The following is a 26,053-nucleotide window of genomic DNA, read 5'->3' on the forward strand; positions in this document are numbered from 1 at the left end:
GTGGGGCTTAGCCACCTTCCAGCTGGAGCTTCCCGTAAAGGAGGTAGAGGCCTGGCCGGGGAAGGACTTCCCCTAAAGGGGGAAGGGGATGGTGGTGGGTGCGGGACGGGCGGGGCGGGGTGGGTCGGTTGACGCCCCCCCAAAGGGGCGGTGCATAGCCCCCGCCCCGGTCCTCCTTCAGCACCAGCACCGGGCCCTTGGCCAAAAGCCCCGCCTCCCCCTTGCCCGGGGAAGGGGAGAGGGCGAACCCCGGCAAGAGGAGGCCTAGGGCGGCCAGAAGCCTCAGGCCTCGCATGGCTTAGGCGGGCACCTCCACCATCTGGAAGGCCTCTATGATGTCCCCTTCCTGGAAATCGTCAAAGCCCTCGAGGCCCATCCCGCACTCGTACCCCTGGGCCACCTCCCGCACGTCCTCCTTGAAGCGCTTGAGGCTGGCGATGCGGCCCTTCCAGATCTCTTGCCCCTTGCGCAGGACCCTCACCTCGGCGTTCCGAGGGATCTTGCCCTGGGTCACCATGCACCCCGCCACCTGCTTGCCCGTGGGCAGGCGGAAGACGGCGCGCACCTCGGCCCGGCCCAGGACTTCTTCCTTGTATTGGGGCTCCTTCTGCCCCTTGACCATGGCCCGGACCTCGTCAATGAGGTCGTAGATGATGCGGAAGGTTTTGAGGAGGACGCCCTTTTGCTCCGCCGCCTTCTTCACCGAGCCCGGGGGATTGACGCCAAAGGCCAGGATGGCGGCCCCCGCCGTCTGGGCCAGGAGGACGTCCGACTCCGTGGGGGCGCCTACCTGGGCCAGGAGGACGTTGATCTTCACGTCCTCAGTGCTCTCCTTAGCCAGGATGTGCTGGATAGCCTCCAAGGAGCCTTGGGTGTCCGCTCGCAGGATGAGGTTGACCTCCTTTTTGCCCTCCTCCTGCAAGGCCCGCAGGAGGTCGGCCATGGTCTTGGGGCGGCGCTCCTTCTCCGCCTCTTCCCGGGCCCGGCGCTCCTCTTTCCGCTCCTCGGCGATCTCCTTGGCGGCCTCGAGGTCCGGCACCCACTCCACCACGTCCCCGGCGTGGGGGAGTTCCTGGAAGCCCAGAACCTGCACCGCGCTTCCCGGGCCCGCCTCCTTGCGCTGGTTGCCGTCGGCGTCCATCATGGCCCGGATGCGCCCGTAGACCTCCCCGGCCACCACGTAGTCCCCTACGCGGAAGGTGCCTTCTTGGACCAGCATGTTGGCGATGATCCCCGCCTGCTTGTCCAGCTTGGACTCCAGGATCACCCCCTTGGGCTCGGCGTTGGGATCGGCCCGGTAATCCTCCAGCTCGGCCAGGAGCAGGATCATCTCCAAGAGGTCCTGCACCCCCTGCCCCGTCTTGGCGCTGATGGGGACGATGATGGCGTCCCCGCCATATTCCTCGGGGACGAAGCCCCGCTCCATGAGCTGGCGCTTCACCTTTTCGGGGTCCGCCTGGGGCAGGTCCATCTTGTTCAGGGCGAAGATGATTTTCGCCCCGGCGGCCTTGGCGTGGGCGATGGCCTCCTCGGTCTGGGGCATGATGCCGTCGTCCGCGGCGATGACGATGATGGCGATGTCCGCCACCTTGGCCCCCCGTTGCCGGATGGTGGTGAAGGCCTCGTGGCCCGGGGTGTCAATGAAGACCACGGTGCCCTGGGGGGTCTTGACCTCAAAGGCGCCCACGTGCTGGGTGATCCCCCCCGCCTCCTTTTCGGCGATGCGGCTTTTGCGCAGGTAGTCCAGGAGGGTGGTCTTCCCGTGGTCCACGTGGCCCATGATGACCACCACGGGGGGGCGTTTGGGGAGGCTTTTCCTGCGCTCCTCCTCCGCCAGCTTTTCCTGGAGTCCCCGTTGTTCCCGCACCAGCTCCCGCACCGCCTCGGCGTCTTCCTCGCTCAAGGTGGAGGCGTGGGACTTGTAGGGCACCCCCATCTGGTCCAGGAGCTCCAAAAGCTCCTCGTTTTCCATGCCCAGCTCTTTAGCCAGCTGGTAGATGCGTACTTTGGCCATCTTTACCTCCTAAACGGGCCCAAAGGGCTTCGGCAAGCGCCTTAGCCCGGGCCCCGGCGAAGCGCCGGAGCTTCTTTTCCGTCCAGCAGTCCGGGTTGTCGGGGCAGACGTAGGCTCCCCGGCCCGGGAGCTTGCCCGTGGGGTCCAGCTGGAACCCCTCGGGGGTCATGAGGATGCGCAAAAGCTCCCCTTTAGGCCGCCTCCTGCGGCAGGCCACGCACATGCGCAAGGGGACGTGCCGCATCACTCGGAAAGGTCCTTGAAGAGCTTCTCAAACTCCTCCCGGGCTCGGCTTGGGGCCGCCGCTTCCTCCTCCGCCGCCCGGCGAATGGCCTCGTCCAGGTCGGAGATCTCCGCCTCCTCAAAGTGGATGTCGTAGCCGGTGAGCTTGGAGGCCAGGCGCACGTTCTGGCCGCCGGTGCCGATGGCCAGGGAGTGCTGGTCCTTGGTCACCTTCACCCGGGCCTTCTTGGCCTCGGGGTCCAGCTCAATGGAGCCCACCTCGGCGGGGGAGAGGGCGTTGCGGATGAACTCCTTGGGGTCCTTGGACCAAAGGATGATGTCCACCTTTTCCCGGCCCAGCTCCGCGGAAACCGCCTGGATCCGCTGCCCCTTGTGGCCGATGCAGGCCCCGATGGGGTCCACGTTGGGGTTGTGGCTCATCACCGCCACCTTGCTGCGGCGGCCCGGCTCCCGGGCGATGGCCTTGATCTCCACGATGCCTTCGGCGATCTCGGGCACCTCCTGCTTCAGGATGTGCTCCAGCAGCTTCTCGTGGGCCCTGCTCACGATGAGGGAAGGCCCCTTGGCGGAGCGGTCCACCTTCTTCAAGTAGACCTTGAGGCGTTGCCCGGGGTAGTACTTCTCCGTGGGGATCTGCTCGCTTTTGGGCAGGTAGGCCTCGCCCCGGCCCAGCTCCACGAAGACGTTGCCCCGGTTGTCCACCCGGGTCACCACCCCGGTGAGCACCTGGCCCTCCTTGTCCTTGTACTCGTTGTAGATGCGGTTGCGCTCGGACTCCTTGAGGCGCTGGGTGAGGATCTGCCGCAGGTCCTGGATGGCCATGCGGGAAAGCCCCTCGGGGTCAATGGGGAACTCCATCTCGTCCCCCACCTGGACCTCGGGGTCGTACTGGAGGGCCTCGGAAAGGGCGATTTCCTTGTCCGGGTCCTCCACCTTCTCCACCACCTTGCGGACCTCCACCATCTCAATGCGCCCCGTCTGGGGGTCAATGTACACGTCCACCTCGGGGCCCTTGCCGGCGTCCACCTCTTCCTTGCGGTAGCCCTTCTGCCGCTTGATGTAGGCCTTGCGCAGGGCTTCCTTGAAGGCCTCGAGGACCTCCTCGGTGGTGACCCCCCGCTCCAAGGCCAGCTGCTGCATGGCGTCTATGAATTCCCGGTTCATCTCTCCTCCCTGAATCTCGGCTGTTACCTGGGCTCCTCGGGCCACTCGGCAAGGTTGGCGCGGAAGGTGCCGATCTTGAGGCGCTTTTCCTCCGGGCCCACCTGGAAGACCACCTCTTCCCCCTCCACCCTGAGGATCCGCCCCACGAAGCCCTCGGGCCCGGGCACCTTGGCCTTCAGGCCCTGGAAGCGCTCAAAGTGGCGGCGGGTGAAGAGGGGGCGCTTGGGCCCGGGGGACTCCACCAAAAGCCGGTAGCTTCCAGGGATGGGGTCTTCCCGGTCCAAGGCGGCCTCAATGTGGCGGCTTGCCCGTTCCAGGTCGGCCACGGTGATGGGCTTCTCGTCCAGGCGTTCCAGGCGCACCAGGACCTCCCCCGGGGCTTCCCTCACCTCCAGGACCTGGAGGCCCAAGGCCTCCACCGCCTCTTCCACCAACCGCCAAAGGTCCACAGGCACCTCCCCACCTCCCTTCACAAAGGAAGGGTGGGCTTACACCCACCCCCCTCCCTTGGGAGCACTGGGCTCAGTTTACACCCAAGGGGCGCTTGACTACAACCCCTTTAGCCTGGTACACTCAAGGTTGCCGGTCCGAACCCGGCCCATCGTGGGGGTGAACGGTCTCGACGGGGGTCGCCGAGGGCGTGGCTGCGCGCCGAGGTGCGGGTGGCCTCGTAAAAACCCGCAAAAGAATAAAGGCCAACAAGCCTGCTTACGCCCTCGCGGCTTAATGACCGCGACCTCGCCCGGAAGCCCCGCCGGGGGCTCGCCGGAAGCGGGGACACGAAACCCGGCTAGCCGAGGGCAAGGCCCCGTAGCCCGAGGCGAACTTTAACGGGGCTCGCTCCTGGCCGCCCGTCCGCGGGCCAAGCCAGGAGGACATCTAAAGCGCGGACTACGCGCGTAGACGCCCGCCGTAGGGACCTTCGGACGGGGGTTCAACTCCCCCCACCTCCACCAAAGGGGGCGCCCCAAGGGGCGCCCCATCCTTATTGGGTGGCAGAGGACACGCCTACCGGCGGGTCTTGCTAAAGTGAGGGGGGTGCCTTGGGCACCTCCTTCGGGGCGGGGTGGAAGTCCCCACCGGCGGTGAAAGCCCGCGAAGCCCCCTTGGGGCCCGACCCGGTGGAATTCCGGGGCCGACGGTGAAAGTCCGGATGGGAGAAGGAGGGCCGTTTGCGCGAACTGGACGAGCGCTTTCTCCGTAGAGCCTTGCAACTGGCGGAACGGGCCCGCGGCCACACCAGCCCTAACCCTTTGGTGGGGGCGGTGCTGGTGCGGGAAGGCCGGATCGTGGGCGAGGGGTACCACCCCAAGGCGGGGGAGCCCCACGCCGAGGTCTTCGCCCTACGGCAGGCGGGGGAGTTTGCCCGGGGGGCCACGGCCTACGTGACCCTCGAGCCCTGCGACCACTTCGGCCGCACCCCCCCTTGTTCCTTGGCCCTACTGCAGGCGGGGGTGGCCCGGGTGGTGGTGGCGGCGCGGGACGAGAACCCCATCGCCCGGGGGGGGGTGGAGCGGTTAAGGCAAGCCGGCGTCCAGGTGGAGGAGGGCCTTTTGGCGGAGGAGGCCCGCCTCCAAAACGAGGCCTTCTTTACCGGGCAGAGGAAGGGGAGGCCCTTTGTCCTCCTAAAGGCGGCCTTGACCTTGGACGGGAAGGTGGCGGCCCTGTCCGGGGACGCCCGCTACGTTTCCTCCGAGGCGAGCCGCCGGGTGGCCCACGCCTACCGCCAGTGGCTCCCCGCAGTGGCGGTGGGGGTGGGCACCGTGCTCCAAGACGACCCCGCCCTCACCGTGCGCCACCCCGACTTCCGCCCCTTCCCCCACATGCTGGAGCCCCCGCCCCTTCGGGACCCCTTAAAAGTGGTCCTGGACACGGAGGCCCGCACCCCCCCCACCGCCCGCCTCTTCGCCCCGGGCCCTCGAGGCGAGCCCGCCCGGGTCCTGGTCCTGGTGGGCCAAGGCGCCCCCAAGGAGCGGGTCATGGCCTTGGAGCGGGCGGGGGCGCGGGTGGCGGAGCTTCCCCGGGAAGGGGGCCGGGTGAGCCTGGAGGCCGCCTTGGCCTTCTTGTGGGAGGAGGGGATAGACGGGGTCCTCCTGGAGGGGGGGCCGAGGCTCGCCGGGGCCTTCCTCGCCCGGGGCCTGGTGGACAAGGTGGCCCTCTTCCTGGCCCCCAAGCTCCTGGGGGAGGGGAGGGGCCTTTTGGAAGGGGTGGCCGCCTCCAGGGTGGAGGAGGCCCTTCGGCTCCGCTTGGCGCGGCGGGAGTGGCTTGGGGAAGACCTTTGGCTGGAAGGCTACCTGGAGGTGTGAGTGTTCACGGGACTGGTGGAGGAAACTGGCGAGATCGTGCGGGTGGAGGAAGGCCCTTTCCTCCGGGTCCGGGTGGCCGCCCGGGAGGTCCTCACCGATTTGAAGGTGGGGGACTCGGTGGCGGTGGACGGGGTCTGCCTCACCGCGGTGGCGGTGGATGGGGAGGGGTTTTGGGTGGAGCTCGCCCAGGAGACCCTGCGCCGCACCGCCCCCACCTGGCGGGTGGGGCATCGGCCCAACCTGGAAAGGGCCCTAAGGGTGGGGGACCGGCTTGGGGGGCACTTCGTCACCGGGCACGTGGACGGGGTGGCGGAGCTGGTAGGGGTGCGGGAGGCCCCGGGGGCTAAGGACTTCTTCTTCCGTCCCCCTGGGCCCCTCGCCCGGTACATCGCGGAAAAGGGGAGCGTGGCCTTAAATGGCGTTTCCCTCACCGTGGCGGGCCTCGAGGGGGAAGCCTTTTGGGTCACCCTCATCCCCCACACCCTTAAGGTGACCAACCTGGGAAGCCTTCGGGTGGGGGACAAGGTGAACCTGGAGGTGGACCTCATCGCCCGCTACGTGGAGCGGCTTCTTGGGAGGGCGTGATGGAAGGGCTGGCAAGCGTCAAAGAGCTTCTGGAAGAACTCCGAAAGGGCCGCCCGGTGATCCTGGTGGACGACGAGGACCGGGAGAACGAGGGCGACCTCATCATGGCGGCGGAGCACGTGACCCCGGAGTGGGTAAACTTCATGCTTCGGGAGTGCCGGGGCCTCCTTTGCGTGGCCCTCACGGAGGAAAGGGCCAAGGCCCTGGACCTGCCCCTCATGGTGGAGAAGAACCAAGACCCCCAGGGCACCCGCTTCACGGTGAGCGTGGACGCCCGGGGCACCACCACCGGCATCTCCGCCCACGAGCGGGCGGCCACCATAAGGCTTTTGGCCGACCCTGAGGCCACGGCCCAGGACTTCCGCCGCCCGGGGCACATCTTTCCCCTGGTGGCCCGCCCCGGCGGAGTGTTGCGCCGCGCCGGGCACACCGAGGCCACGGTGGACCTCCTGCGCCTCGCCGGGCTCACCCCGGTGGGGAGCCTCATTGAGGTCCTCAAGGAGGACGGCACCATGGCCCGGCTTCCGGACCTGCTCCGCTTCGCCCAAGCGCACGGCCTCAAGGTGGGCACCATCGCCGACCTCATCCGCTACCGCTTGGAGAAGGGGGACCTGTACGTGCGCCGGGAGGCGGAGGCCCTTCTTCCCACCCGCTTCGGGGAGTTCCGCATTCTGGGGTACCGGGACACCCTCACGGGGGAGGAACACGCCGCCTTGGTGATGGGGAGCTGGGAGCCGGAGGAGCCCGTCTTGGTGCGCATGCACTCCGAGTGCCTCACGGGGGACGCCCTCCACTCCCTGCGGTGCGACTGCGGCTTTCAACGGGACCTGGCCCTGGAGCGCATCGCCCAGGAGGGGAAGGGGGTCTTGGTCTACCTGCGCCAGGAGGGGCGGGGGATTGGCCTCATCAACAAGATCCGGGCCTACCACCTTCAGGACCAGGGCCTGGACACGGTGGAGGCCAACCTGGCCCTGGGCTTTCCCCCGGACCTCCGCGACTACGGGGTGGGGGCGCAGATCCTCTATGACCTTGGGGTGCGGAAGATGCGCCTTTTAACCAACAACCCCCGCAAGGTAAAGGCCCTCTCCGGCTTCGGCATAGAGATCGTGGAGCGCCTGCCCTTGCGGGCTGGGGATAACCCCTTCAACGAGCGCTACCTGCAGGCCAAAAAGGAGAAGTTGGGCCACTGGATGGACTAGGATGCCCCGGGGGGTGCTCCTCTTAAGGGTTTCCGTTATCCTCCTGCTCCTCCTTGCCTTCCTAGACCCACGCCTGCCCCTAAGGGGGCGGGTGGCGTACCTTTTGGACTTCTCCCCCTCGGCCCGGGAAGGGGTCTTCGCCCTGGCCCCCAGGCTTCCCAAGGATGGGGTCTACCTGGCCTTCGCCGGGGAGGTGGCCCGGCTTCCCTCGCCCTTGGCCCGGCGGCTGGACCTGGGGGAGGGGACGGACGTGCGCCGGGCCCTGGAGGCGGCTCTCCGCCTGGGGGTGGACCGGGTGGTTCTGGTGTCCGACGGGCTTTTCCCCCCGGTGCCCTCCCCCCTTCCCCTGGACGCCCTTTACGTTCCCCCAAAGCCCTTCGTGGCGGTAAGCCTCCTTCCGCCCCCCTTTCCCCTCCTGGGGGAGACCGTGGGGGTGCGGGTGGTCCTCGAGGCGCCCGTCCCGGCGGCGGCCCGCCTCCTTGTGGAGGGGCCCGGGGGGGTGTGGGAACGGGAGGTGCGGGTGGAGGGGGTGCGGGTCCTCACCTACACCTTTCCCCTCTGGGAAAGGGCGGAGGTGCGGGCGGAGGCGGAGGGCCCTTGGGGGAGGAGCGAGGCCCGGGTGGGGGTGGTGCCCGCTGATCAGGCCCGGGCCCTGGTCCTGGGGGACCCGGCCCTGGCCCGCCGCCTCCGGGCCCAGGGCTTCCAGGTTTCGGAGGGCCCGTTTCGCCTTCCCCTGGAGGCGGACCTGGTGGCGGTGGGCCTCGGGGTCTTGGACCTGCCCGAGGGGGCGCCTGAGGCCCTTCGGGACTACCTGCGGCGGGGCGGGGGCCTCCTCTTCACCGCCACCCCTAGGGGGCTTTTCTTCGGGGGCTGGGACCGGGCCCTGCCCGACGAGCTTCCCCTGAAGCCCCTAGGGCGGCAAGGGGCAGCCTTGGTCCTGGTCCTGGACACCTCGGGGAGCATGGAGGGGGAGAAGCTGGCCCTGGCGGTGGCGGCGGCCTTGGAGCTGGTGAAAAGCGCCGCCCCCGAGGACTACCTGGGGGTGGTGGTCTTCGCCTCGGGACACAGGGTCCTCTTCCCCCCCAGGCCCATGACCGACCGGGCCAAGAAGGAGGCGGAAAGCCTCCTCCTCTCCTTGAGGGCGGGCGGGGGCACCGTGCTCGGCGGGGCCTTCCGGGAGGCGGTGCGGCTTCTAGAGGGGGTGCCCGTGGGGCGCAAGGGGGTTTTGGTCCTCACGGACGGCCTCCTCTCCGACCCCAAGGAGCCCATCTTGGCCCTGGCGGAAAGGGCTGGCCTCGAGGTCTCCGCCATCGCCCTCGGGGCCGACGCCGACGCCCCCTTCCTGGAGGACCTCGCCACACGGGGCGGGGGCCGCTTCTACCGGGCGGCCACGGCCCGGGAGCTTCCCCGCCTTTTCCTCCGGGAGGGGCAGGAGGTCTTCGGGAAGGGGGCGGTGGAGGGGCGGTTTCCCCTGGAGGCCCTTCCCCACCCCCTCACGGAGGGCTTCGCCTTCCCGCCCCTTTCCGTGCTCCTCCCAGCCCGGGCCGAGCCGTGGGCCGAGGTGCTCTTAAAAAGCGGGGAGCGGGTGGTGTTGGCCGTGGGGGAAAGGGGCGAGGGGCGGGTGGCGGCCCTGGCCACGGACCTCTCCCGCTCCTGGCGGGACTTTGAGGAAGCCTCCGCCTTCCTCGGGGGGCTTGCCCGCTACCTCATGGGGGTGGGGCGGGTCCTGGCCCTTCACACCTACCCCGAGGGGGAGGGGGTGCGGGTGGTGGCCTTGGGGCGGCTGGAAGCCCCCAGGCTTTTGGTGGAGGGGATGGAGGTGCCCATGGTGCCCACGGGGGCCCTGCGCTTTGAGGCCCATGTGGAAGCTCCCGGGGTCCTCCTGGACGGCAAGCGGCGCATTCCCCTGGCCCTTCCCCTGCCCGGGGAGTGGACCCCTCGGGACGGGGAGGCCACCTTGAGGGCCATGGCGGAGGCGAGCGGGGGAAGGCTTCTTGGCGCGGAAGACCTCGCCCTCCCGCCCAAAAGGCCCCTTCCCCTAAGGCCCTACCTCCTCCTTGCCGCCCTCCTCCTCTTCCTCCTGGAGCGGGTTTGGGAGGCCCGGGTGAGCCGGGCCACACTCCCTTAGGGAAGCCTCCCTTAGCCTGACAGGGAAGGAGGTCAGTATGGACCGCAGGCGGTTTATTGGGGTTTCGGCCGGGCTTCTTATGGCCGGGCTTTCCCCCGCTTGGGGGCAGGGCCGCTCCCCCAAGGGGGTGAACGGGGGCGGGTTTTACCGCTTCGCCCTGGGGCGCATGGCGGTCACCGTCCTCTCCGACGGCCAGTCGGCCCCGGGGCCCCTTCTCCCCAACTGGGGGGCGAACCCCGAGCTCCAGGAAACCTTCCGCCGCACCCTGGAGGAAAACTTCCTCAACCCGGATGCCACCCGCAACAACTTCAACCCCGTTCTCCTGGACCTGGGGGAGGCTAGGCTCTTGGTGGACACGGGCCGAGGGGCGGCGGCGGGGGGGAGGCTGCTGGCCCACCTGGAGCTTGCGGGCTACGCCCCCGAGGACATCACCCACGTCTTCCTCACCCACGGCCACCCCGACCACATCGGGGGGCTGGTGGATGGCCAGGGAAGGCCGGTCTTCCCCCGGGCGGCCCACCTCATGGGCCGGGTGGACCTGGACTACTGGCTCAAAAACCCCACCCCCGCGGTGGAGCGAGCCCTCCTGCCCCTACGGGACCGCATCCGCCCCGTGGAGGACGGGGAGGAGGTCCTGCCCGGGGTGAGGGCCGTGGCCTCCTACGGGCATACCCCGGGGCACATGAGCCTCGAGGCCCTCTCGGAGGGGAAGAAGCTTTTCATCTTCGGCGACGCCGCTGGGCACTACCTCCTCTCCCTGCGCTTCCCCCAGGCCTACCTGGGCTTTGACATGGACAAGGAGCTGGTGGTGCGCACCCGGGCCCGGCTGTTCCAGAAGGTGAGCGAGGAGAAGACCCTCATCACCGCCTACCACTTCCCCTGGCCCGCCGTGGGCCACCTCCGGCGGGAAGGGGAGGGGTACACCTTCGTCCCCGTCTTCTTTGAGTTCTAGGCGGTGTGCAGATTTCACACGGCCCAAAACGGAAGGGGTTTAACCTTAGGCCATGCTTCACTGGGACGACGAGCTGGAGCGCCGGATGCGGGCCGAGTTGGCGCGGCGGGAGGCCTGGGAGAAGCCCTTGAGGGAAGAGATTCACAAACTTCAGCTGGAGGTGTGGCGGCTAAAGCAGTTGGTGCAGCATCTCCAGAAGGACAAGGAAGCTCTCCATTGGCAGGTGCGGGAGTACCTGCTCGGGCAGGCCTTCCCGGAGAAGGAACTCCTTTGGGCCAAAAGGGTGCTGGAGGAGGCCTGGTTGGAACTTAGCCTCATGGGCTCCGAGCGGGCCTCCGAGGTGAGCCAGCTCATCCACCACCTGGAGCGGATTTGGAACGCCCGAAATCCTCGCCGATCAATATCAAAACCGCCTCCCCCCGAACCGTGAGGACGCCCTCGGCGTAGAGCTCGGTGGCCACCACCACCTTCTTGCCCTTGACCTCCATGGGCCTGCCCACCAGGAGGAGCTCGGGGCCTAAGGGGGTGGGCTTCAGGTAGTCCACCTTGAGGCTTGCGGTGACGAAGCGCAAGGGGTGGGCCTCGAGGCTAAGGCCTTCCGCCGCCGCCTTGGCCGCCGCGGCGGTGGCGGTGGAGTGGCAGTCCACCAAGGAGGCGAGAAGCCCCCCGTAGACGAAGCCGGGGATGGCGGTGTGGTGGGGGCTTGGGGTGAAGCGGGTTTCGCCTTCCCCGCGCTCCGCCTGCCAGTACGTCTTGATGTGGAGGCCGTGGGCGTTCAGGTAGCCGCACCCGTAGCAGTGCGCCCACTCCGGAGGGTAGTAGAGCTGGATGGCCTTCATGCGAACCCCTGGGCCCGCCAGCGCTCGGGCACCCTTTGCTTCAGGAAATCCACGATGTCCTGGGTGCTGGTGCCGGGGCCGAAGACCGCCGCCACCCCGAGCTCCTTGAGCTTGGGCACGTCCTCGTCGGGGATGATGCCCCCTCCGAAAAGGAGGATGTCCGAAGCCCCAGCCTCGTCCAAAAGGCGCTTCACCTCGCGGAAGTAGTGCATGTGCGCCCCGGACAGGATGGAGAGCCCGATGGCGTCCACGTCCTCCTGGATGGCGGCGGAGACGATCATCTCGGGGGTTTGGCGAAGCCCGGTGTAGATCACCTCCATCCCCGCGTCCCTAAGGGCCCGGGCCACCACCTTGGCCCCCCGGTCGTGCCCGTCCAGGCCCGGTTTGGCGATGAGTACCCGTATACGCCTGTCCATTCCCTGCATGGCAAGCCTCCTACACGTAAGCGGGCTCCTGGTAGGTGCCGTAGACCTCCCTTAGCACGTCCATCATCTCCCCCAGGGTGCAGTAGGCCAGGGCGCACTCCACGAAGTGGGGCATGGTGTTTTGCCCCTCCACCGCCGCCCGACGCAACCCCGCCAAGGCCTCCTCCACCCGCTTGGGGTCCCGTTCCCGCCGCACCCGGGCCAGGCGCTCCGCTTGCACCCTTTCCACCTCCGGGTCCACCAGCTGGATGGGAACCTTGAGGGGGATCTCGTCCGTGAAGGCGTTCACCCCCACGATGATCCGCTCCTTGCGCTCCACCTCCTGCTGGTAGCGGTAGCTGGCCTCGGCGAGCTCCCTAAGGAAGTACCCCTCCTCAATGGCCCGCACCACGCCGCCCATGCGCCGGATCTCCTCAATGATGGCCATGGCCTGGCGCTCCATCTCGTCGGTGAGCCACTCCACGTAGTAGCTTCCCGCCAAGGGGTCAATGGTGTGGGTGACCCCCGTTTCGTAAGCGATGATCTGCTGGGTCCTTAGGGCGATGGTGGCGCTCTCCTCCGTGGGCAGGGCCAGGGCCTCGTCGTAGGCGTCGGTGTGGAGGCTATTGGTCCCCCCAAGGACCGCCGCCAGAGCCTGGATGGCCACCCGGGCGATGTTGTTCAGGGGTTGCTGGGCGGTGAGGGAGACGCCCGCCGTCTGGGCGTGGGTGCGGAGCATCCAGCTTTGCGGGTTCTTGGCCCCGTAGCGGTGGCGCATCTCCTTGGCCCAGATGCGCCGGGCGGCGCGGAACTTGGCGATCTCCTCAAAGAAGTCGTTGTGGACGTCAAAGAAGAAGCTGATCCTGGGGGCGAACTCGTCCACGTCCAGGCCCCGCTGAATAGCCGCCTCCACGTACGCAAAGCCATCCGCCAGGGTCCAGGCCAGCTCCTGCACGGCGGTGCTCCCCGCCTCCCGGATGTGGTAGCCGGAAACGGAGATGAAGTTCCACTTGGGGACGTTCTTGGGCCCCCACTCAAAGGTGTCAATGACCAGCTTCACGCTGGGCTCGGGAGGGAAGATGAACTCCTTCTGGGCGATGAACTCCTTGAGGATGTCGTTTTGGATGGTCCCCCCGAGCTTCTTCCAGTCGTAGCCCTTCTTCTTGGCCACCGCCAGGTACATGGCCCAGATGGCGTTGGCGGGGCTGTTGATGGTCATGGAGGTGGTGACCTCCTCGAGGTTGATCCCGTCAAAGAGGATCTCCATGTCCGCCAGGCTGGAGACCGCCACCCCGCACTTCCCCACCTCCCCCTTGGCGAGGGGGTGGTCGGAGTCGTACCCCATGAGGGTGGGGAGGTCAAAGGCCACGGAAAGCCCGGTCTGGCCCGCCTTCAGGAGCTTCTTGAAGCGCTCGTTGGTCTGCTCGGCGGTGCCGAAGCCGGCGAACATGCGCATGGTCCAGAGCTTGGACCGGTACATGGAGCCGTAGACCCCGCGGGTGTAGGGGTACTCCCCGGGGTAGCCCCGCTTTTCCTCGTACTCCGGGTCCAGGACCCCGATGTCCTCGGGGGTGTAGAGGGGTTCTGGGGCGATGTCCGAAAGGGTGCGGTGGGCGATGGGCCTTTCGGGCATCTTCTCCAGGCTCTTCCGGTAGGTCTCCCTGAGCCAGTCGTGCTTCTTGCGCATGGGTCCTCCCTTGGGCCATAGTTTACGCTTTTATGCGCCTTTGGAAAAGAGCGTCATGAACCCCTGCCAAAGGGCGGGGGCGCTGGGGGACGGGCCCTTAGTTGCCCAACTCTTTGCGCTCCTTTTCGGGCTCCACGTGGATGGTGACCACCAGGCCGGGGAACTCCTTTTCCAGGGCCCGTTCCAGCTCGTCGCAGAGCCGGTGGGCTTCCTCCACGGTCATGGACCCCGGCACCACCAGGTGGAACTCCAAAAAGGCCCGGTTTCCCGCCTTGCGGGTTTTGAGGTCGTGGACCTCGAGGGCCCTTCCCCCCAAGGCCTCGGCGATGGTTTTTCGGATCCGGCTCACCTCCGCCGGGGAGAGCCCCTCATCCATAAGCCCTCCCACGGACTGGCGCACCAGGCGGAAGCCCATGAGGAGGATGTCCCCCGCCACCAAAAGGGCCAGCAAGGGATCCAGCACCCATAACCCCGTGGCCCACGCAAGGCTTACCCCGGCGAGAACCCCCACGGAGGTGAGCACGTCGGAAAGCACGTGGTAGCCGTCGGCGGTGAGGGCGGGGGAGCGCAGGCGCCTCCCCTGGCGGAGGAGGTGCCAGGCGAGAAGGCCGTTGATCAGGGAGGCCAAGAGGCTGACCAGGAGGCCCGGTCCCAGGTCCCCTAGGGGCCTGGGATGAAGGAGGCGGGGGATGGATTCCTTGGCGATGAGAAAGGCGGCCAGCACCACCAGGACTCCCTCCAGCACCGCGGAGAAGTATTCGGCCTTGCTGTGGCCGAAGGGGTGGGTTTCGTCGGGAGGACGCTGGGCGAAGCGGATGGCCAGGAGGGCGAGAAGCGCCCCGGCCACGTTCACCAGGGACTCGAGGGCGTCCGAGAGCAGGGCCACCGAGCCCGTGAGAAGGTAGGCGAAGGCCTTGATCCCCAAGACGAGGAGGGCGACGACGAGGCTCAACCGGGCGGCGTTTTCGGCCATCTAAACCCCTCCTTCCACCGCCTCCTTCTTGGGCTTGAGGAGGGGGAAGAGGAGGACGTCCCTTAGAGAGGGCTGGTCGGTGAGGAGCATGGCGAGGCGGTCCAAGCCGAGGCCAAGCCCCGCCGCCGGAGGCATCCCGTACTCCAGGGCCAGGAGGAAGTCCTCGTCGGGCTCGGGGGCCTCCTCGTCCCCTTCCCGTCTGCGCCTGGCCTGCTCCAAAAAGCGTTCCCTCTGGTCCAGGGGGTCGTTGAGCTCGGAGTAACAGGGGGCAAGCTCCATCCCCCCGGCGTAGAGGTCCCAGCGCTCCGTGAGCCCGGGCTTTTCCCGATGCCGCTTGGCTAAGGGGCTGATGGCCAGGGGGAAGTCGAAGACGAAGGTGGGGTTCTGGAGTTCGGGCTCCACGTAGATGCCAAAAAGCTTGTCCAGAAGCTTGTAACTGGGAACCTGGGCGAGCTCGGGGTGGTGGGCGTCGGCGAAGATCCTAAGCCTTTCCAGGTCCAAGGGGTCAAAGGGCAGGCCGGCCTTTTCCTTCAAGGCCTCCACGAAGGAGATGCGTCTAAAGGGCGGGGTAAAGTCCAGCACCCGCCCCTGGTAGGGGACCTGGTAGCTGCCGAAGAGGTGGAGGACCAGGCCGGAAAGGAGTTCCTCCACCAGCTTGGCCATGTCCTGGTAGTCGGCGTAGGCCCAGTAGGCCTCCAGCATGGTGAACTCGGGGTTGTGGTTGTGGTCAATCCCCTCGTTGCGGAAGTTGCGGCCGATCTCAAAGACCTTTTCAAAGCCTCCCACCAGAAGCCGCTTGAGGTAGAGCTCCAGGGAGATGCGCAGGTAGAACTCGTGGTCTAGGGCGTTGTGGTAGGTCTTGAAGGGCCTGGCCTCGGCGCCCCCCGTGGTGGGCTGGAGGATGGGGGTTTCCACCTCCAGGAAGCCCCTTTCCTCAAAGAAGCGGCGGATGTAGCGCACCATGGCGGTGCGCCGCCGGAAGACCTCCCGCACCTCGGGGTTCACGATGAGGTCCAGGTAGCGCTGGCGGTAGCGCACCTCCTTGTCCCTTATGCCGTGCCACTTGTCCGGGAGGGGGTGGAGGCTTTTCACCAGGGGGGTCCAGGAGTGGACCTTGACCGTGACCTCCCCCGTTTTGGTGGTGAAGAGGGTGCCCTTCACTCCCAGGATATCCCCCACGTCCAGCTTCTTCAAAAGCTCGTACTGGGGAGTGAGGTCTTTTTGGAAGTAGAGCTGGATCTTTCCGGTTTCGTCCAGGAGGTGGGCGAAGGTGACCTTGCCCATCCGCCTCAGGGCCACGAGGCGCCCCGCCAGGGAGACCTCTTCCGGCCACTCCGTTTCCGGGGGAGCCCCGGTCTTGGCCTTTAGGATTTCCTGGGCGCTGTGGGTTTTGGGGTAGCGGTAAGGGTAGGGGGCGAAGCCCGCCTCCACCAGGGCTTCCAGGTTGAGAAGGCGCTGACGCGTCTGCTCGTTCATGCGTGTACCGCCACCACGCGGAACTCCTTCTTGCCCTTGGGGGTTTCCAGCGCCAGCACGTCCCCCACCCGGTGGCCCAGGAGGGCCCTGCCCATGGGGGAGGCGTCGGAGATCTTCATGGGGGTTTCCAGGACGCTGGCCTCGGCGGGGGAGACCACCTGCACCTCCAGGCGCTCCCCGGTCACGGGGTCTTCCAGCTCCACCACGGAGCCCAGGCCGATGACCTCGGTGGTGGCCTCCTCAAGGATCACCGCCCGGGAAAGGACGTCCTCCAGGGAGTCAATGCGGGCCTCTATGCGGGCCTTCTCCTGCTTGGCCGCCTCGAGGCCAGAGTCGTCGTAATCGTCGGAGGATTCCATGAGCTCTTGCAGGATCTTGGTGGCCTCCTGCAGGCGCTGTCGCTCTTGCTCCAGCTGCTTCATGAGCCGCTCGTAGCCGGCCTTGGTTAGCTTCACCTCGCGCGCCATAGCTCACCTCGTAAGTCATGGAGGCCGGCCAAAGCCGACCTCCTTGGCCCAAGGGCCCCCTTCTCAGGTGAGTATACCGCGAAGGAGGATTTCCCTCAAACGCTCCGGTTCGGCGTGGCTGGCGCAGGAGGCGGTGTCCAGGCAGAGGACCAGGTAGCGCAAATGGGTGTCCTTGCCCCCCACCGGGTGGCGGAAGAAGCCCAAAGCGCTTCCCGAGAGGTGGCGGTGGCAGGCCTCGCACACCTGGGGGCCGTGGGCGGCGCCGGGGAGGGGTTCCAGTTCCAGGCGGAGCTCCGGGGGGCCCTTTTCCAGGATCACCACCCGGCCCTCCGCGTCCCGGTAGTAGAGGATCTCCCCCAAGGGGAGGAGTTCAGGGGAGGTGCCCGGGAAGAGCTCCAGGATCATCTCCCGCTCTTCGTGGTCCATGGCCTTAGCTTAGCCCAAGGCGGGCGAGGAGGGGGGGCAGGAAGAGCCATAGCCCCACGAGGAGGGCGAGGAGGCTGGCCAGGAGGACCGCCGCCGCCGCCGTGTCCTTGGCCCGCTTGGCCAAGGGGTGGTAGACGGGGCTTGCCAGGTCGGTGAGGGCCTCGAGGGCGGTGTTCACGAGCTCCAAGGAGAGGACCAGGGCCACGAGGAGGAGGACGGGCACTGGGTTCACCCCAAGCCAGAGGGCCAAGCCCACCGCCAAAAGGCCCAAGAGGACCTCAATGCGGAAGTTCCGCTGCACCCGCCAGGCGTAGGCCAGGCCCTCCCAGGCGTAGCGAAAGGAGCGCACCACCCCCTTTAGAGGGCGAGGATCCTCTCTTGGACGCGGCGGAACCCTTCCCAATCCTCCTCCTTCTGGTGGTCGTGGCCCAAAAGGTGCCATAGCCCATGGGCCGCCAGGACCAAGACCTCCTCCTCCAGGGGGGCGCCCCGGGTCTCCGCCTGACGCCTGGCGGTGTCCAGGCTGATCCAGATATCCCCCAGGTGGGGAGGGATGAAGGGGTCCCCGGGCTCGTAGTGGGGGAAGGAGAGGACGTCCGTGGCCTCGTCTTCCCCCCACCAGGTGCGCTTGAGCGCCCTAAGGCGGCGGTCCCCGGAGAGGATTACCGTCACCGCCTTGTCCCCCACACCGAGCTCCTCCATGAGGGCGGCGAGGGCGCGGCGGAGCCTGGGCCTAAGGCCCTTGGGGGGACGCTTATTGGCTACGATCTCCACCACGCTCGGCTTCCTCGTACGCCTTGATGATGCGGGCCACCAGGGGGTGGCGCACCACGTCGGATTCCTTGAAGTAGATGAAGGCGATGCCCTCAATCCCCCGGAGGATGCGGGTGGCCTCAATGAGGCCCGACTTTTGGTGCTTGGGCAGGTCAATCTGGGTCACGTCCCCGGTGATGACCATCTTGGAGGAGAAGCCCATGCGGGTGAGGAACATCTTCATCTGCTCCGGGGTGGTGTTTTGCGCCTCGTCCAGGATGATGAAGGCGTCGTTCAGGGTACGCCCTCTCATGAAGGCCAAAGGGGCCACCTCAATGATGCCGGCCTGCAGGTACTGCTCAAAGCGCTCGGCATCGATCATGTCAAAGAGGGCGTCGTATAGGGGCCTGAGGTAGGGGTCCACCTTGGCCTGGATGTCCCCCGGCAAAAAGCCGAGCTTTTCCCCCGCCTCCACCGCCGGCCGGGTGAGGACGATGCGCTTCACCCGCCGCGCCTTGAGGTGGCTCACCGCCATGGCCACCGCCAGATAGGTCTTGCCCGTGCCCGCAGGCCCAATGCCGAAGGTGATGTCGTGCGTGGCGATGGCCTCCACGTAGCGCTTTTGTCCCGGGGTCTTGGGGCGGAGGCGCCCCGGGAGGGCGAGCTCGGTTTCCGGGGTGGTGGCCTGGTAAAGGCCCTCCCCCCCTTGCGCCAGGGCCACCGCCTGTTCCAGGGTGGGCTCGTCCAGCTCGGCCCCTTGCCGAAGGAGGGCCAAGAGGTCCCTTACGACCCGCTCCGCCACCGCCACCGCCTCGGGGTCGCCGGAGAGCTCCACCTGCTCCCCCCGCGCCACGAGCTTGAGCCGGTCGCCAAAGGCCTCCCGGAAAAGGGCCCTTAACTTTTTCAAGTTCCTGTCCGCTTGGCCCAGGAAGGCCAGGGTTTCCTCGGGTTTTAGGGGAACTACAAGCCTTTGGGCTTCTTCAGGATTTCGTGCCATATCACCCCTTTGAGCAAGCTCTCGCGGTCCGTGGTAAGAAGGCGTTTCTTCGCGGGTTTTGCCTTGGCTGCCTCCCCCACCTCCTCGCGGAAGCGGGCTTCCAGGCGCTCCCGTTCGGGGCTTGGGGCCCGTTCCAGGCTTTGCCCTTCCTGGGAAGGAGGGGGGCTTGGGGGGAGGGCGGGTTTGGGCTTCGGCTTGGGTTTGGGCCTGGCCTTGGGTCGGGGAAGGGGCTCGGGCAGGGGCAGGTCCTCGGGGAAGCTTGGGGGGGTGGCGGGGGCGCGCCTCAAGCCCTGCAGGGCGGGGATCACGACGAAGAAGAGGAGGAAAAGGAGGCCCAGAAGGTCGTCCAGGCTCATTCCTCACCCTCGGGTTTGGCGGCGCGGCTGATGGACTCCCGCATGTCCGTGTCCGCCTCAATGTTCTTCAGGCGGTAGTAGTCCATGACCCCCAGGTTGCCCTTGCGCAGGGCCTCCGCCAGGGCCAAGGGCACCTGGGCTTGGGCCTCCACCAGCTTGGCCCGCATGGCCTCCACCAGGGCCCGGTTTTCCTGTTCCGCCGCCACGGCCATGGCCCGGCGCTCCTCCGCCTTGGCCTGGGCGATCTTCTTGTCCGCCTCCGCCTGGTCAATCTGGAGTTGCGCCCCGATGTTCTTGCCCACGTCCACATCGGCGATGTCCACGGAGAGGATCTCAAAGGCGGTGCCGGCGTCCAGGCCCTTTTCCAGGACGGTTTTGGAGATCCGGTCGGGGTTTTCCAGGACCTCCTTGTGGGAGTTGGCGCTGCCGATGGTGGTGACGATGCCTTCCCCCACCCGGGCGATGATGGTTTCCTCCCCGGCCCCGCCCACCAGGCGGTCAATGTTGGCCCGCACCGTGACCCGGGCGGTGGCCAGGAGTTGGATGCCGTCCTTGGCCACGGCGGCCACCATGGGGGTCTGGATCACCTTGGGGTTCACGGAAACCCGCACCGCCTCCAGCACGTCCCGCCCCGCCAGGTCTATGGCCGCCGCCCGGTCAAAGGTGAGCTTGATGCCCGCCTTGTCGGCGGCGATGAGGGCGTCCACCACCCGGTCCACGTTGCCCCCCGCCAGGTAGTGGGCCTCGAGGCGGTCCAACCGCACGTCCAGCCCCGCCTTGGTGGCCTTGATGAGGGGATAGATGATCTTGGCCGGGGGCACCCGCCTCAGGCGCATGGCCACCAGGGTCAAAAGGGGCACCCGCACCCCCGCCGCCCAAGCCGAGATCCAAAGCCCTACCGGGATGAAGCTAAAGAACAAAAAGACGAAGACGAGGACCAGAAAGGCCAGAAAGAGCACGCCGAGTCCTTCCATGCTATTCCTCCAATGGCTCCACCAGCACCGTGGGCCCCCGCACCTCCACCACCCGGATGCTCGTCCCCTTGGGGATGAAGCCGCGGTGGGCCACCACGTCCACCCGCTTAACGCCAAACCGCCCCACGCCCCCCGGGCGGAGGTCGGTGAGGGCGATTCCCACCGAGCCCACCTCCACCACCTCCTCCGTGGCGTGCTCGGCGATGGCGCTCTCCAAGACCAAGGCCCGGGCGGGCCGGGTCCTCGGCAGGTAGCGGAAGACCACCAGAAGGCCAAGCCCCAGGGCGATCACGGCGATGGCGATGACCAATAGGGCGTTTTCCCCGAAGGTGAAGTAGACGGAGGCCAGGATGGACCCCACCCCCAAGGCCCCGGCCAGGCCGAAGCCGGGGAAGAGGAAGGCCTCCGCCAGAAGGAGGGCCACCCCCAGGAAGAAGAGGAGGAGCTCAAAGGCCCCGGAAAGCCCCGCCAGCCACCCCCCGGCGAAGTAGAGGGCCAAGAAGGCCAGGCCCAAGGCCCCCATGACGCCAAACCCCGGGGTGAAAAGCTCCAGGAGGAGGAGAAGAAGCCCTAGGGCGAGGAGGAGCCCCGCCACGGTGGAACTCGTGAGGAAGCGGGCCACCTGCACCCTGGGCCCTGGTTCCAGGTGCTCCACTTCCCGGCTGAAACCCGCTTGGCTGAGGGCTTCCGCCAGGCCTGCCGCCTTGAAGTCCGCCACCTTGAGCTCCACCGCCTTGTCGGCGGAGAGGGTGAGGGGCTCGCCCTTGGCGGCAAGCCCCGGGACCTCCACGCTTGGGTCCACCATGGCCTCGGCCAGCTCCACGGGCCGCCCCCTGGCCTCGGCCACGGCGCGGAACTTGCCCTTGAGGGCGGAAATCACCTTCTGGTCCGCCGCCTGGGGCTGGCCCAGGGGTGGGGCCATCAGGGGCAAAGCGGCCCCGATCTCCGAGCCGGGGAGCATGGCCATCTGGCGGCAGGCGAGGGCGATGAGGGCCCCGGCGGAGAAGGCGTTTTGCACCACGGCCAGGGTGGGAAGGGGGGTTTGCAGGATGCGGTCGGCCATGCGGATGGCGGCGTCCACCCGCCCGCCGGGGGTGTCTATGAGGAAGGCTACCCCGCTCGCCCCTTCCCGCTCCGCCCGGGAGAGGGCCTCTTCCACGAAGACCGCCAAGGCCGGGTCAATCTCCCCCTGGATGGGGATGAGGTAGGTCTTCCCCAGGGCCAGGGGGAGCAGTAAGGCTAGGGCCAAAAGCCTTTTCACCGCCCTCATTCTATACGGGCTTGGCGGGCGGGTGTGGGCTATCCTAAAAAGGATGCTGCGCTTCTCTGTCCTGGGCCACCCCGTGGCCCACTCCCTCTCCCCGGCCATGCACCGCCACGCCCTGGAAAGCCTGGGGCTAAGGGGGAGTTACGAGGCCCTGGACACCCCCTTGGAGGCCTTGCCCCGCCGCTTGGAGGAGGTGCGGCGGGACTTTCGCGGGGTGAACGTCACCATTCCGCTTAAGGAAGCGGCTTTGGGCCTTTTGGACTGGGTTTCGCCGGAGGCCCGCGCCATCGGGGCGGTGAACACGGTGCTGAACCTTCAGGGGCGGCTTTTCGGCTTCAACACCGACGCCCCCGGCTTCCTCGCCGCCTTGGAGGCGGGGGGGATCCCCCTAAAGGGTCCCGCCCTGGTCCTGGGGGCGGGGGGCGCGGGGCGAGGGGTGGCCTGGGCGCTAAAGGAGGCGGGCCTGGAGGTCTGGGTTTGGAACCGAACCCCGGAGCGGGCCGAGGCCTTGGCGGAGGCCTTCGGCCTGAAGGCGGTGCCCCTGGCGTGGGCCAAGAAGGCGAGGCTTCTCGTGAACGCCACCCGGGTGGGCCTGGACGAGCCCGAGGCTTCCCCCCTGCCCCCGGAGTACCTCCCCGAGGAGGGGGCGGCGGTGGACCTGGTCTACCGGCCCCTTTGGACCCGCTTTTTAAAGGAGGCCCAGGCCCGGGGGCTACAGGTGCAGACCGGGCTTCCCATGCTGGCCTGGCAGGGGGCCCTGGCCTTCCACATCTGGACCGGCCTCCTCCCCGACCCCAAGGGGATGGAGGAGGCGGCCTTGAGGGCCTTGGGGGAGCCGTGCGCCTGACCCTGGCTGAACCCGTGGTGTACGAGGAAACCATACAGAAAAGCCGCTTCATCGCCAAGGCGGCCCCGGTGGCATCGGAGGCGGAGGCCCGGGCGTTCTTAGAAAGGAACCAGGAAGAGGCGGCCACCCACAACTGCTTCGCCTACAAAATCGGCCCCCTTTACCGCTTTTCCGATGACGGGGAGCCCGCGGGAACGGCGGGAAAGCCCATCCTCCACGCCCTCGAGGCCCAAGGGCTAGACGGGGTGGTGGTCTTGGTGGTGCGCTACTTCGGGGGTGTAAAGCTGGGGGCCGGGGGATTGGTGCGGGCCTACGGGGGGGTGGCGGCGGAGGCGCTCAGGCGGGGGACGAAGGTGCCCTGGGTGGAGTGGGTGGAGGCCACCTTCCTCGTCCCCTTCCCCGAGCTCGGCCGGGCCTACCCCTTGGTGCGGGACAAGGTGGTGGGGGAAAGCCACGCCCCCGAAGGGGTCCTCCTTCGCCTCCGGCTTCCCAAGGAGGCCCTCCCTTCCCTGGAGGAGGCGCTTCGGGAGGCCACCCGGGGGAAGGCCCGTAGAATGTGAGGGATGCTTCCCCTCTTTGAGCCCAAGGGCCGGGTGCTCCTGGTGGACGGGCACCACCTGGCCTACCGCAATTTCTTCGCCCTAAAAGGGCTCACCACGAGCCGGGGCGAGCCGGTGCAAGGGGTTTACGGCTTCGCCAAAAGCCTCCTCAAGGCGCTCAAGGAGGATGGGGACGTGGTGATCGTGGTCTTTGACGCCAAGGCCCCTTCCTTCCGCCACGAGGCTTACGAGGCCTACAAGGCGGGCCGGGCCCCCACCCCGGAGGACTTTCCCCGGCAGCTCGCCCTCATGAAGGAGCTGGTGGACCTTTTGGGTTTGGAGCGCCTCGAGGTCCCGGGCTTTGAGGCGGACGACGTCCTGGCCACCTTGGCCAAAAAAGCGGAACGGGAAGGCTACGAGGTCCAGATCCTCACCGCCGACCGCGACCTCTTCCAGCTCCTTTCCCCGCGGATCTCCGTCCTCCACCCCGAGGGCCACCGCATCACCCCGGAGTGGCTTTGGGAGAAGTACGGCCTGCGCCCGGAGCAGTGGGTGGACTTCCGCGCCCTGGCCGGCGACCCGTCCGACAACATCCCCGGGGTGAAGGGGATCGGCGAGAAGACCGCCCTTAAGCTCCTTAAGGAGTGGGGAAGCCTGGAAAATCTCCTCAAGAACCTGGACCAGGTGAAGCCCGCCTCCGTGCGGGAGAAGATCCTGGCCCATCTGGAGGACCTGAAGCTTTCCCGGGAGCTTTCCCGGGTGCGCACGGACCTCCCCTTGGAGGTGGACTTCAGAGGTCGGCGGGAGCCGGATTGGGAAGGGCTCAAGGCTTTTCTGGAGCGGCTGGAGTTTGGAAGCCTCCTCCACGAGTTCGGCCTCTTAGAAAGCCCTCTCCCGGCGGAGGAGGCCCCATGGCCCCCCCCGGAAGGGGCCTTCCTGGGCTACCGCCTTTCCCGGCCCGAGCCCATGTGGGCGGAGCTTTTAGCCCTGGCCGCCAGCGCCCAAGGCCGGGTCTACCGGGCGGAGGACCCTCACGGGGCCTTGCGGGGCCTAAAGGAGGTGCGGGGGCTTTTGGCTAAGGACCTCGCCGTCGTGGCCCTGCGGGAGGGCTTGGACCTTCCCCCCACGGACGACCCCATGCTCCTCGCCTACCTCCTGGACCCCTCCAACACCACCCCCGAGGGCGTGGCCCGGCGCTACGGGGGGGAGTGGACGGAGGACGCCGGGGAGCGGGCCCTTCTGGCGGAGCGGCTTCACGCCAACCTCCTTGAGCGCCTCCAGGGCGAGCAAAAGCTCCTTTGGCTCTACGAGGAGGTGGAAAAGCCCCTCTCCCGGGTCCTGGCCCACATGGAGGCCACGGGGGTCAAGCTGGACGTGGCCTACCTGGAGGCCCTTTCCCTGGAGGTGGCGGCGGAGATGCGTCGGCTGGAGGAGGAGGTCTTCCGCCTGGCGGGCCATTCCTTCAACCTGAACTCCCGCGACCAGCTGGAAAGGGTTCTCTTTGACGAGCTCGGGCTTCCCCCCATCGGCAAGACGGAGAAGACGGGAAAGCGCTCCACCAGCGCCGCGGTGCTGGAGGCCCTGCGGGAGGTCCACCCCATCGTGGACAAGATCCTTCAGTACCGGGAGCTGGCCAAGCTCAAGGGTACCTACATTGACCCCCTGCCCGCCTTGGTCCACCCCAAGACGGGGCGGCTCCACACCCGCTTCAACCAGACGGCCACGGCCACGGGCCGCCTTTCCAGCTCCGACCCCAACCTGCAGAACATCCCCGTGCGCACCCCCCTTGGCCAGAAGATCCGCAAGGCCTTCGTGGCGGAGGAGGGCTGGCGCCTGGTGGCCTTGGATTACAGCCAGATTGAGCTTAGGGTCCTCGCCCACCTCTCGGGGGACGAGAACCTCATCCGCGTCTTCCAGGAGGGCCGGGACATCCACACCCAAACGGCCAGCTGGATGTTCGGCCTGTCGGCGGAGGCCATAGACCCCCTCATGCGCCGGGCGGCCAAGACCATCAACTTCGGCGTCCTTTACGGCATGTCCGCCCACCGCCTTTCGCAGGAGCTGGGGATCCCTTACGAGGAGGCGGCGGCCTTCATTCAGCGCTACTTCCAAAGCTACCCCAAGGTGAAGGCCTGGATTGAAAGGACCTTAGAGGAGGGCCGGACCCGGGGCTACGTGGAAACCCTTTTCGGCCGCAGGCGCTACGTGCCCGACCTCAACGCCCGGGTGAAGAGCGTGCGGGAGGCGGCGGAGCGCATGGCCTTCAACATGCCCGTGCAGGGCACCGCCGCCGACCTGATGAAGCTGGCCATGGTGCGGCTTTTCCCGCAACTTAGGGAGGCGGGGGCCAGGATGCTCCTCCAGGTGCACGACGAGCTCCTGCTGGAGGCCCCCAAGGAGCGGGCGGAGGAGGTGGCCGCCTTGGCCAAGGAGGTGATGGAGGGCGTTTGGCCCCTGGCGGTGCCCTTGGAGGTGGAGGTGGGCATCGGGGAGGATTGGCTTGCCGCCAAGGGCTAGAAAAGGGCGTAGGCCGCCATCCCCAGGAGGACGCTAAGCCCCAGGTGGCGGGAAAGCCGCCAGGTGAGGAAGACCACCCACAGGGCGGCCAGGGTCTTGGCCCACAGCCAAGAAGGGGGCGGCCCGAAGGCGGAAACCAAAAAGAGCGCCACCACCAAGGCGGGCCCCGCCTGGCCCGGGGAAGGGCCCCTTTCCCCCAGCCAGGGCAGGTAGCGGAGGAGAAAGGTGCCCAGGGCCAGAACCAGGATGGGGGTCAAGGCCGCCTCCACAAGAAGCCCAAGACCCCCGCCAGGACAAGCCCCCAGGCGGTCTGGCCCAGGAGGTGGAGGGCGAAGGCCAAGAGCCCAGCCCCCAGGGCCACGGGGTTTCGCAAATGGGGCAGGGCGAGGAGCAAAAAGAGGGCGGGCAAGGCGAAGGAAAGGGCCTCCCCCGCCCCGGGAAGCCCCTTGAGCCGCGCGGCGCCGAAGGCGCCCAAGGAGGTTCCCAGGTTCCAGGCCAGGTAAGCGCCGAGGCCCAGGCCCAGGAAAAACCCGGCGCGGGCGGCTTGGGGCAGGCCGGGAAGGGACTTTAAGGCTACGGCGAAGACCTCGTCGGTGAGGAAGAAGGCCAGGAGGGGATGGCCCTTCAGGTAAGGCCTTAGGGCGGGTCCGTAAAAGGCATGGCGCAGGTTGAGGAGAAGGGCCACCCCTGCGGCGAGCCAGGGCGAGGCGCCTTCCGCCAGGAGGCCGAGGAAGGCGAACTGACTCGCCCCGGCGAAGACCAGGAGGGAAAGGAGCTGCACGGCCAAAGGGGCAAGCCCCGCGCCCGTCCCGGCCATGCCGAAGGCCACGGCCACGGGGAAGTAGCCCAAGGCCACGGGCCAGGCGGCGAGGAGCCCCTGGCGCAGGGGGCTTGGCGTGGGCGAGGGAAGAGCGGCCATGGGGGGATTATAAAGAGGATG

General features: G+C 67.7%; 29 protein-coding genes, 1 other RNA gene and 1 riboswitch. Of the genes, 10 read left to right on the forward strand and 20 right to left on the reverse strand.

Features of this window, described 5'->3' with window-relative positions; all coding sequences use genetic code 11:
- Window positions 1-7: 7 nt before the first annotated feature.
- From L0D17_RS02910 to rimP, 5 genes are read right to left on the reverse strand one after another with little or no spacing between them, the layout of a single operon-like run.
- The gene (locus tag L0D17_RS02910) at window positions 8-295 is read right to left on the reverse strand and encodes a hypothetical protein (RefSeq protein ID WP_039455964.1); all 288 of its coding nucleotides are present in this window, start codon (window positions 293-295) and stop codon (window positions 8-10) included.
- 3 nt (window positions 296-298) lie between these two features.
- The gene (infB, locus tag L0D17_RS02915; RefSeq protein WP_243093810.1) at window positions 299-2,014 is read right to left on the reverse strand and encodes a translation initiation factor IF-2; all 1,716 of its coding nucleotides are present in this window, start codon (window positions 2,012-2,014) and stop codon (window positions 299-301) included.
- Window positions 1,983-2,258 (reverse strand): YlxR family protein, encoded by a 276-nt coding sequence (locus L0D17_RS02920; protein ID WP_243093811.1) that lies wholly within the window; start codon window positions 2,256-2,258, stop codon window positions 1,983-1,985. Before L0D17_RS02920 ends, infB begins: the two co-directional genes overlap by 32 nt.
- A complete protein-coding gene (gene nusA, locus L0D17_RS02925; RefSeq protein WP_243093812.1) occupies window positions 2,258-3,421 on the reverse strand; it encodes a transcription termination factor NusA in 1,164 nt (387 codons plus the stop codon). Before nusA ends, L0D17_RS02920 begins: the two co-directional genes overlap by 1 nt.
- A gap of 23 nt (window positions 3,422-3,444) precedes the next feature.
- Window positions 3,445-3,870 carry a ribosome maturation factor RimP gene (gene rimP, locus L0D17_RS02930; protein WP_039456231.1) on the reverse strand — a complete coding sequence of 142 codons (426 nt, stop codon included), beginning with the start codon at window positions 3,868-3,870 and terminating at the stop codon, window positions 3,445-3,447.
- 156 nt (window positions 3,871-4,026) lie between these two features.
- On the opposite strand from rimP, the gene ssrA reads away from it, so the two are divergent.
- From ssrA to L0D17_RS02965, 7 genes are all read left to right on the forward strand, one after another.
- Window positions 4,027-4,377: a transfer-messenger RNA gene (gene ssrA / locus L0D17_RS02935) on the forward strand.
- 92 nt (window positions 4,378-4,469) lie between these two features.
- A riboswitch (FMN riboswitch) is annotated at window positions 4,470-4,590 on the forward strand.
- Window positions 4,591-4,593: 3 nt separating this feature from the next.
- Entirely contained in the window at window positions 4,594-5,727 is a 1,134-nt protein-coding gene (gene ribD, locus L0D17_RS02940; RefSeq protein WP_243093813.1) for a bifunctional diaminohydroxyphosphoribosylaminopyrimidine deaminase/5-amino-6-(5-phosphoribosylamino)uracil reductase RibD, read from the forward strand.
- Window positions 5,728-6,312: a riboflavin synthase gene (locus L0D17_RS02945; protein WP_039455975.1), complete on the forward strand. Its 585-nt coding sequence runs from the start codon at window positions 5,728-5,730 to the stop codon at window positions 6,310-6,312. It abuts the gene before it with no gap.
- Entirely contained in the window at window positions 6,312-7,511 is a 1,200-nt protein-coding gene (locus tag L0D17_RS02950; protein ID WP_243093814.1) for a bifunctional 3,4-dihydroxy-2-butanone-4-phosphate synthase/GTP cyclohydrolase II, read from the forward strand. Before L0D17_RS02945 ends, L0D17_RS02950 begins: the two co-directional genes overlap by 1 nt.
- Window position 7,512: 1 nt before the next feature.
- Entirely contained in the window at window positions 7,513-9,639 is a 2,127-nt protein-coding gene (locus L0D17_RS02955) for a VWA domain-containing protein (protein ID WP_243093815.1), read from the forward strand.
- A 37-nt stretch (window positions 9,640-9,676) separates the two neighbouring features.
- Window positions 9,677-10,591: an MBL fold metallo-hydrolase gene (locus L0D17_RS02960; protein ID WP_081995756.1), complete on the forward strand. Its 915-nt coding sequence runs from the start codon at window positions 9,677-9,679 to the stop codon at window positions 10,589-10,591.
- A gap of 52 nt (window positions 10,592-10,643) precedes the next feature.
- Window positions 10,644-11,021 carry a hypothetical protein gene (locus tag L0D17_RS02965; protein ID WP_039455979.1) on the forward strand — a complete coding sequence of 126 codons (378 nt, stop codon included), beginning with the start codon at window positions 10,644-10,646 and terminating at the stop codon, window positions 11,019-11,021.
- Here L0D17_RS02965 and L0D17_RS02970 read toward each other — a convergent pair.
- The 13 genes from L0D17_RS02970 to L0D17_RS03030 form a co-directional block, all read right to left on the reverse strand.
- On the reverse strand, window positions 10,942-11,430 hold the full coding sequence (locus tag L0D17_RS02970) for a PaaI family thioesterase (RefSeq protein WP_243093816.1): 489 nt from the start codon (window positions 11,428-11,430) through the stop codon (window positions 10,942-10,944). The two genes, L0D17_RS02965 and L0D17_RS02970, sit on opposite strands and share 80 nt — an antisense overlap.
- A complete protein-coding gene (locus L0D17_RS02975) occupies window positions 11,427-11,855 on the reverse strand; it encodes a cobalamin B12-binding domain-containing protein (protein WP_152607314.1) in 429 nt (142 codons plus the stop codon). Before L0D17_RS02975 ends, L0D17_RS02970 begins: the two co-directional genes overlap by 4 nt.
- Window positions 11,856-11,865: 10 nt before the next feature.
- A complete protein-coding gene (locus L0D17_RS02980) occupies window positions 11,866-13,521 on the reverse strand; it encodes an acyl-CoA mutase large subunit family protein (RefSeq protein WP_243093817.1) in 1,656 nt (551 codons plus the stop codon).
- 97 nt (window positions 13,522-13,618) lie between these two features.
- Complete coding sequence (locus L0D17_RS02985; protein ID WP_039455986.1) at window positions 13,619-14,494, reverse strand: cation diffusion facilitator family transporter; 876 nt, start codon at window positions 14,492-14,494, stop codon at window positions 13,619-13,621.
- The gene (gene lysS, locus L0D17_RS02990) at window positions 14,495-15,970 is read right to left on the reverse strand and encodes a lysine--tRNA ligase (RefSeq protein ID WP_243093818.1); all 1,476 of its coding nucleotides are present in this window, start codon (window positions 15,968-15,970) and stop codon (window positions 14,495-14,497) included.
- Window positions 15,967-16,437, reverse strand: a complete 471-nt coding sequence (locus L0D17_RS02995) for a GreA/GreB family elongation factor (protein ID WP_039455992.1) — start codon at window positions 16,435-16,437, stop codon at window positions 15,967-15,969. The genes lysS and L0D17_RS02995 overlap by 4 nt, the downstream gene beginning before the upstream one ends.
- 63 nt (window positions 16,438-16,500) lie before the next feature.
- Window positions 16,501-16,863 (reverse strand): hypothetical protein, encoded by a 363-nt coding sequence (locus tag L0D17_RS03000; protein ID WP_039455994.1) that lies wholly within the window; start codon window positions 16,861-16,863, stop codon window positions 16,501-16,503.
- A 4-nt stretch (window positions 16,864-16,867) separates the two neighbouring features.
- Window positions 16,868-17,266, reverse strand: a complete 399-nt coding sequence (locus L0D17_RS03005) for a diacylglycerol kinase family protein (protein WP_152607315.1) — start codon at window positions 17,264-17,266, stop codon at window positions 16,868-16,870.
- Window positions 17,221-17,640, reverse strand: a complete 420-nt coding sequence (gene ybeY / locus L0D17_RS03010) for an rRNA maturation RNase YbeY (RefSeq protein WP_243093819.1) — start codon at window positions 17,638-17,640, stop codon at window positions 17,221-17,223. Before ybeY ends, L0D17_RS03005 begins: the two co-directional genes overlap by 46 nt.
- Complete coding sequence (locus L0D17_RS03015) at window positions 17,618-18,613, reverse strand: PhoH family protein (RefSeq protein ID WP_039456002.1); 996 nt, start codon at window positions 18,611-18,613, stop codon at window positions 17,618-17,620. Before L0D17_RS03015 ends, ybeY begins: the two co-directional genes overlap by 23 nt.
- A complete protein-coding gene (locus L0D17_RS03020; RefSeq protein WP_243093820.1) occupies window positions 18,577-18,969 on the reverse strand; it encodes a hypothetical protein in 393 nt (130 codons plus the stop codon). The genes L0D17_RS03015 and L0D17_RS03020 overlap by 37 nt, the downstream gene beginning before the upstream one ends.
- On the reverse strand, window positions 18,966-19,943 hold the full coding sequence (gene floA, locus L0D17_RS03025; protein WP_039456008.1) for a flotillin-like protein FloA: 978 nt from the start codon (window positions 19,941-19,943) through the stop codon (window positions 18,966-18,968). Before floA ends, L0D17_RS03020 begins: the two co-directional genes overlap by 4 nt.
- Before the next feature lies 1 nt (window position 19,944).
- Window positions 19,945-21,213, reverse strand: coding sequence for an NfeD family protein (locus L0D17_RS03030; RefSeq protein WP_243093821.1), 1,269 nt, complete (start codon window positions 21,211-21,213; stop codon window positions 19,945-19,947).
- Window positions 21,214-21,256: 43 nt separating this feature from the next.
- Between L0D17_RS03030 and aroE the strand changes: the two genes are divergently transcribed.
- From aroE to polA, 3 genes are read left to right on the forward strand one after another with little or no spacing between them, the layout of a single operon-like run.
- Window positions 21,257-22,057 (forward strand): shikimate dehydrogenase, encoded by an 801-nt coding sequence (gene aroE / locus L0D17_RS03035; RefSeq protein WP_243093822.1) that lies wholly within the window; start codon window positions 21,257-21,259, stop codon window positions 22,055-22,057.
- Window positions 22,048-22,617: an IMPACT family protein gene (locus tag L0D17_RS03040; RefSeq protein ID WP_243093823.1), complete on the forward strand. Its 570-nt coding sequence runs from the start codon at window positions 22,048-22,050 to the stop codon at window positions 22,615-22,617. Before aroE ends, L0D17_RS03040 begins: the two co-directional genes overlap by 10 nt.
- Window positions 22,618-22,620: 3 nt before the next feature.
- Window positions 22,621-25,113: a DNA polymerase I gene (gene polA / locus L0D17_RS03045; protein WP_243093824.1), complete on the forward strand. Its 2,493-nt coding sequence runs from the start codon at window positions 22,621-22,623 to the stop codon at window positions 25,111-25,113.
- Here the strand turns inward: polA and L0D17_RS03050 are convergent.
- Window positions 25,110-25,370: an AzlD domain-containing protein gene (locus tag L0D17_RS03050; RefSeq protein ID WP_243093825.1), complete on the reverse strand. Its 261-nt coding sequence runs from the start codon at window positions 25,368-25,370 to the stop codon at window positions 25,110-25,112. The two genes, polA and L0D17_RS03050, sit on opposite strands and share 4 nt — an antisense overlap.
- A complete protein-coding gene (locus L0D17_RS03055) occupies window positions 25,367-25,999 on the reverse strand; it encodes an AzlC family ABC transporter permease (RefSeq protein WP_341474673.1) in 633 nt (210 codons plus the stop codon). Before L0D17_RS03055 ends, L0D17_RS03050 begins: the two co-directional genes overlap by 4 nt.
- Window positions 26,000-26,053 lie beyond the last annotated feature (54 nt).

Origin of the sequence: Thermus thalpophilus (assembly GCF_022760915.1) — a bacterium.
GTDB classification, from domain to species: Bacteria; Deinococcota; Deinococci; order Deinococcales; family Thermaceae; genus Thermus; species Thermus thalpophilus.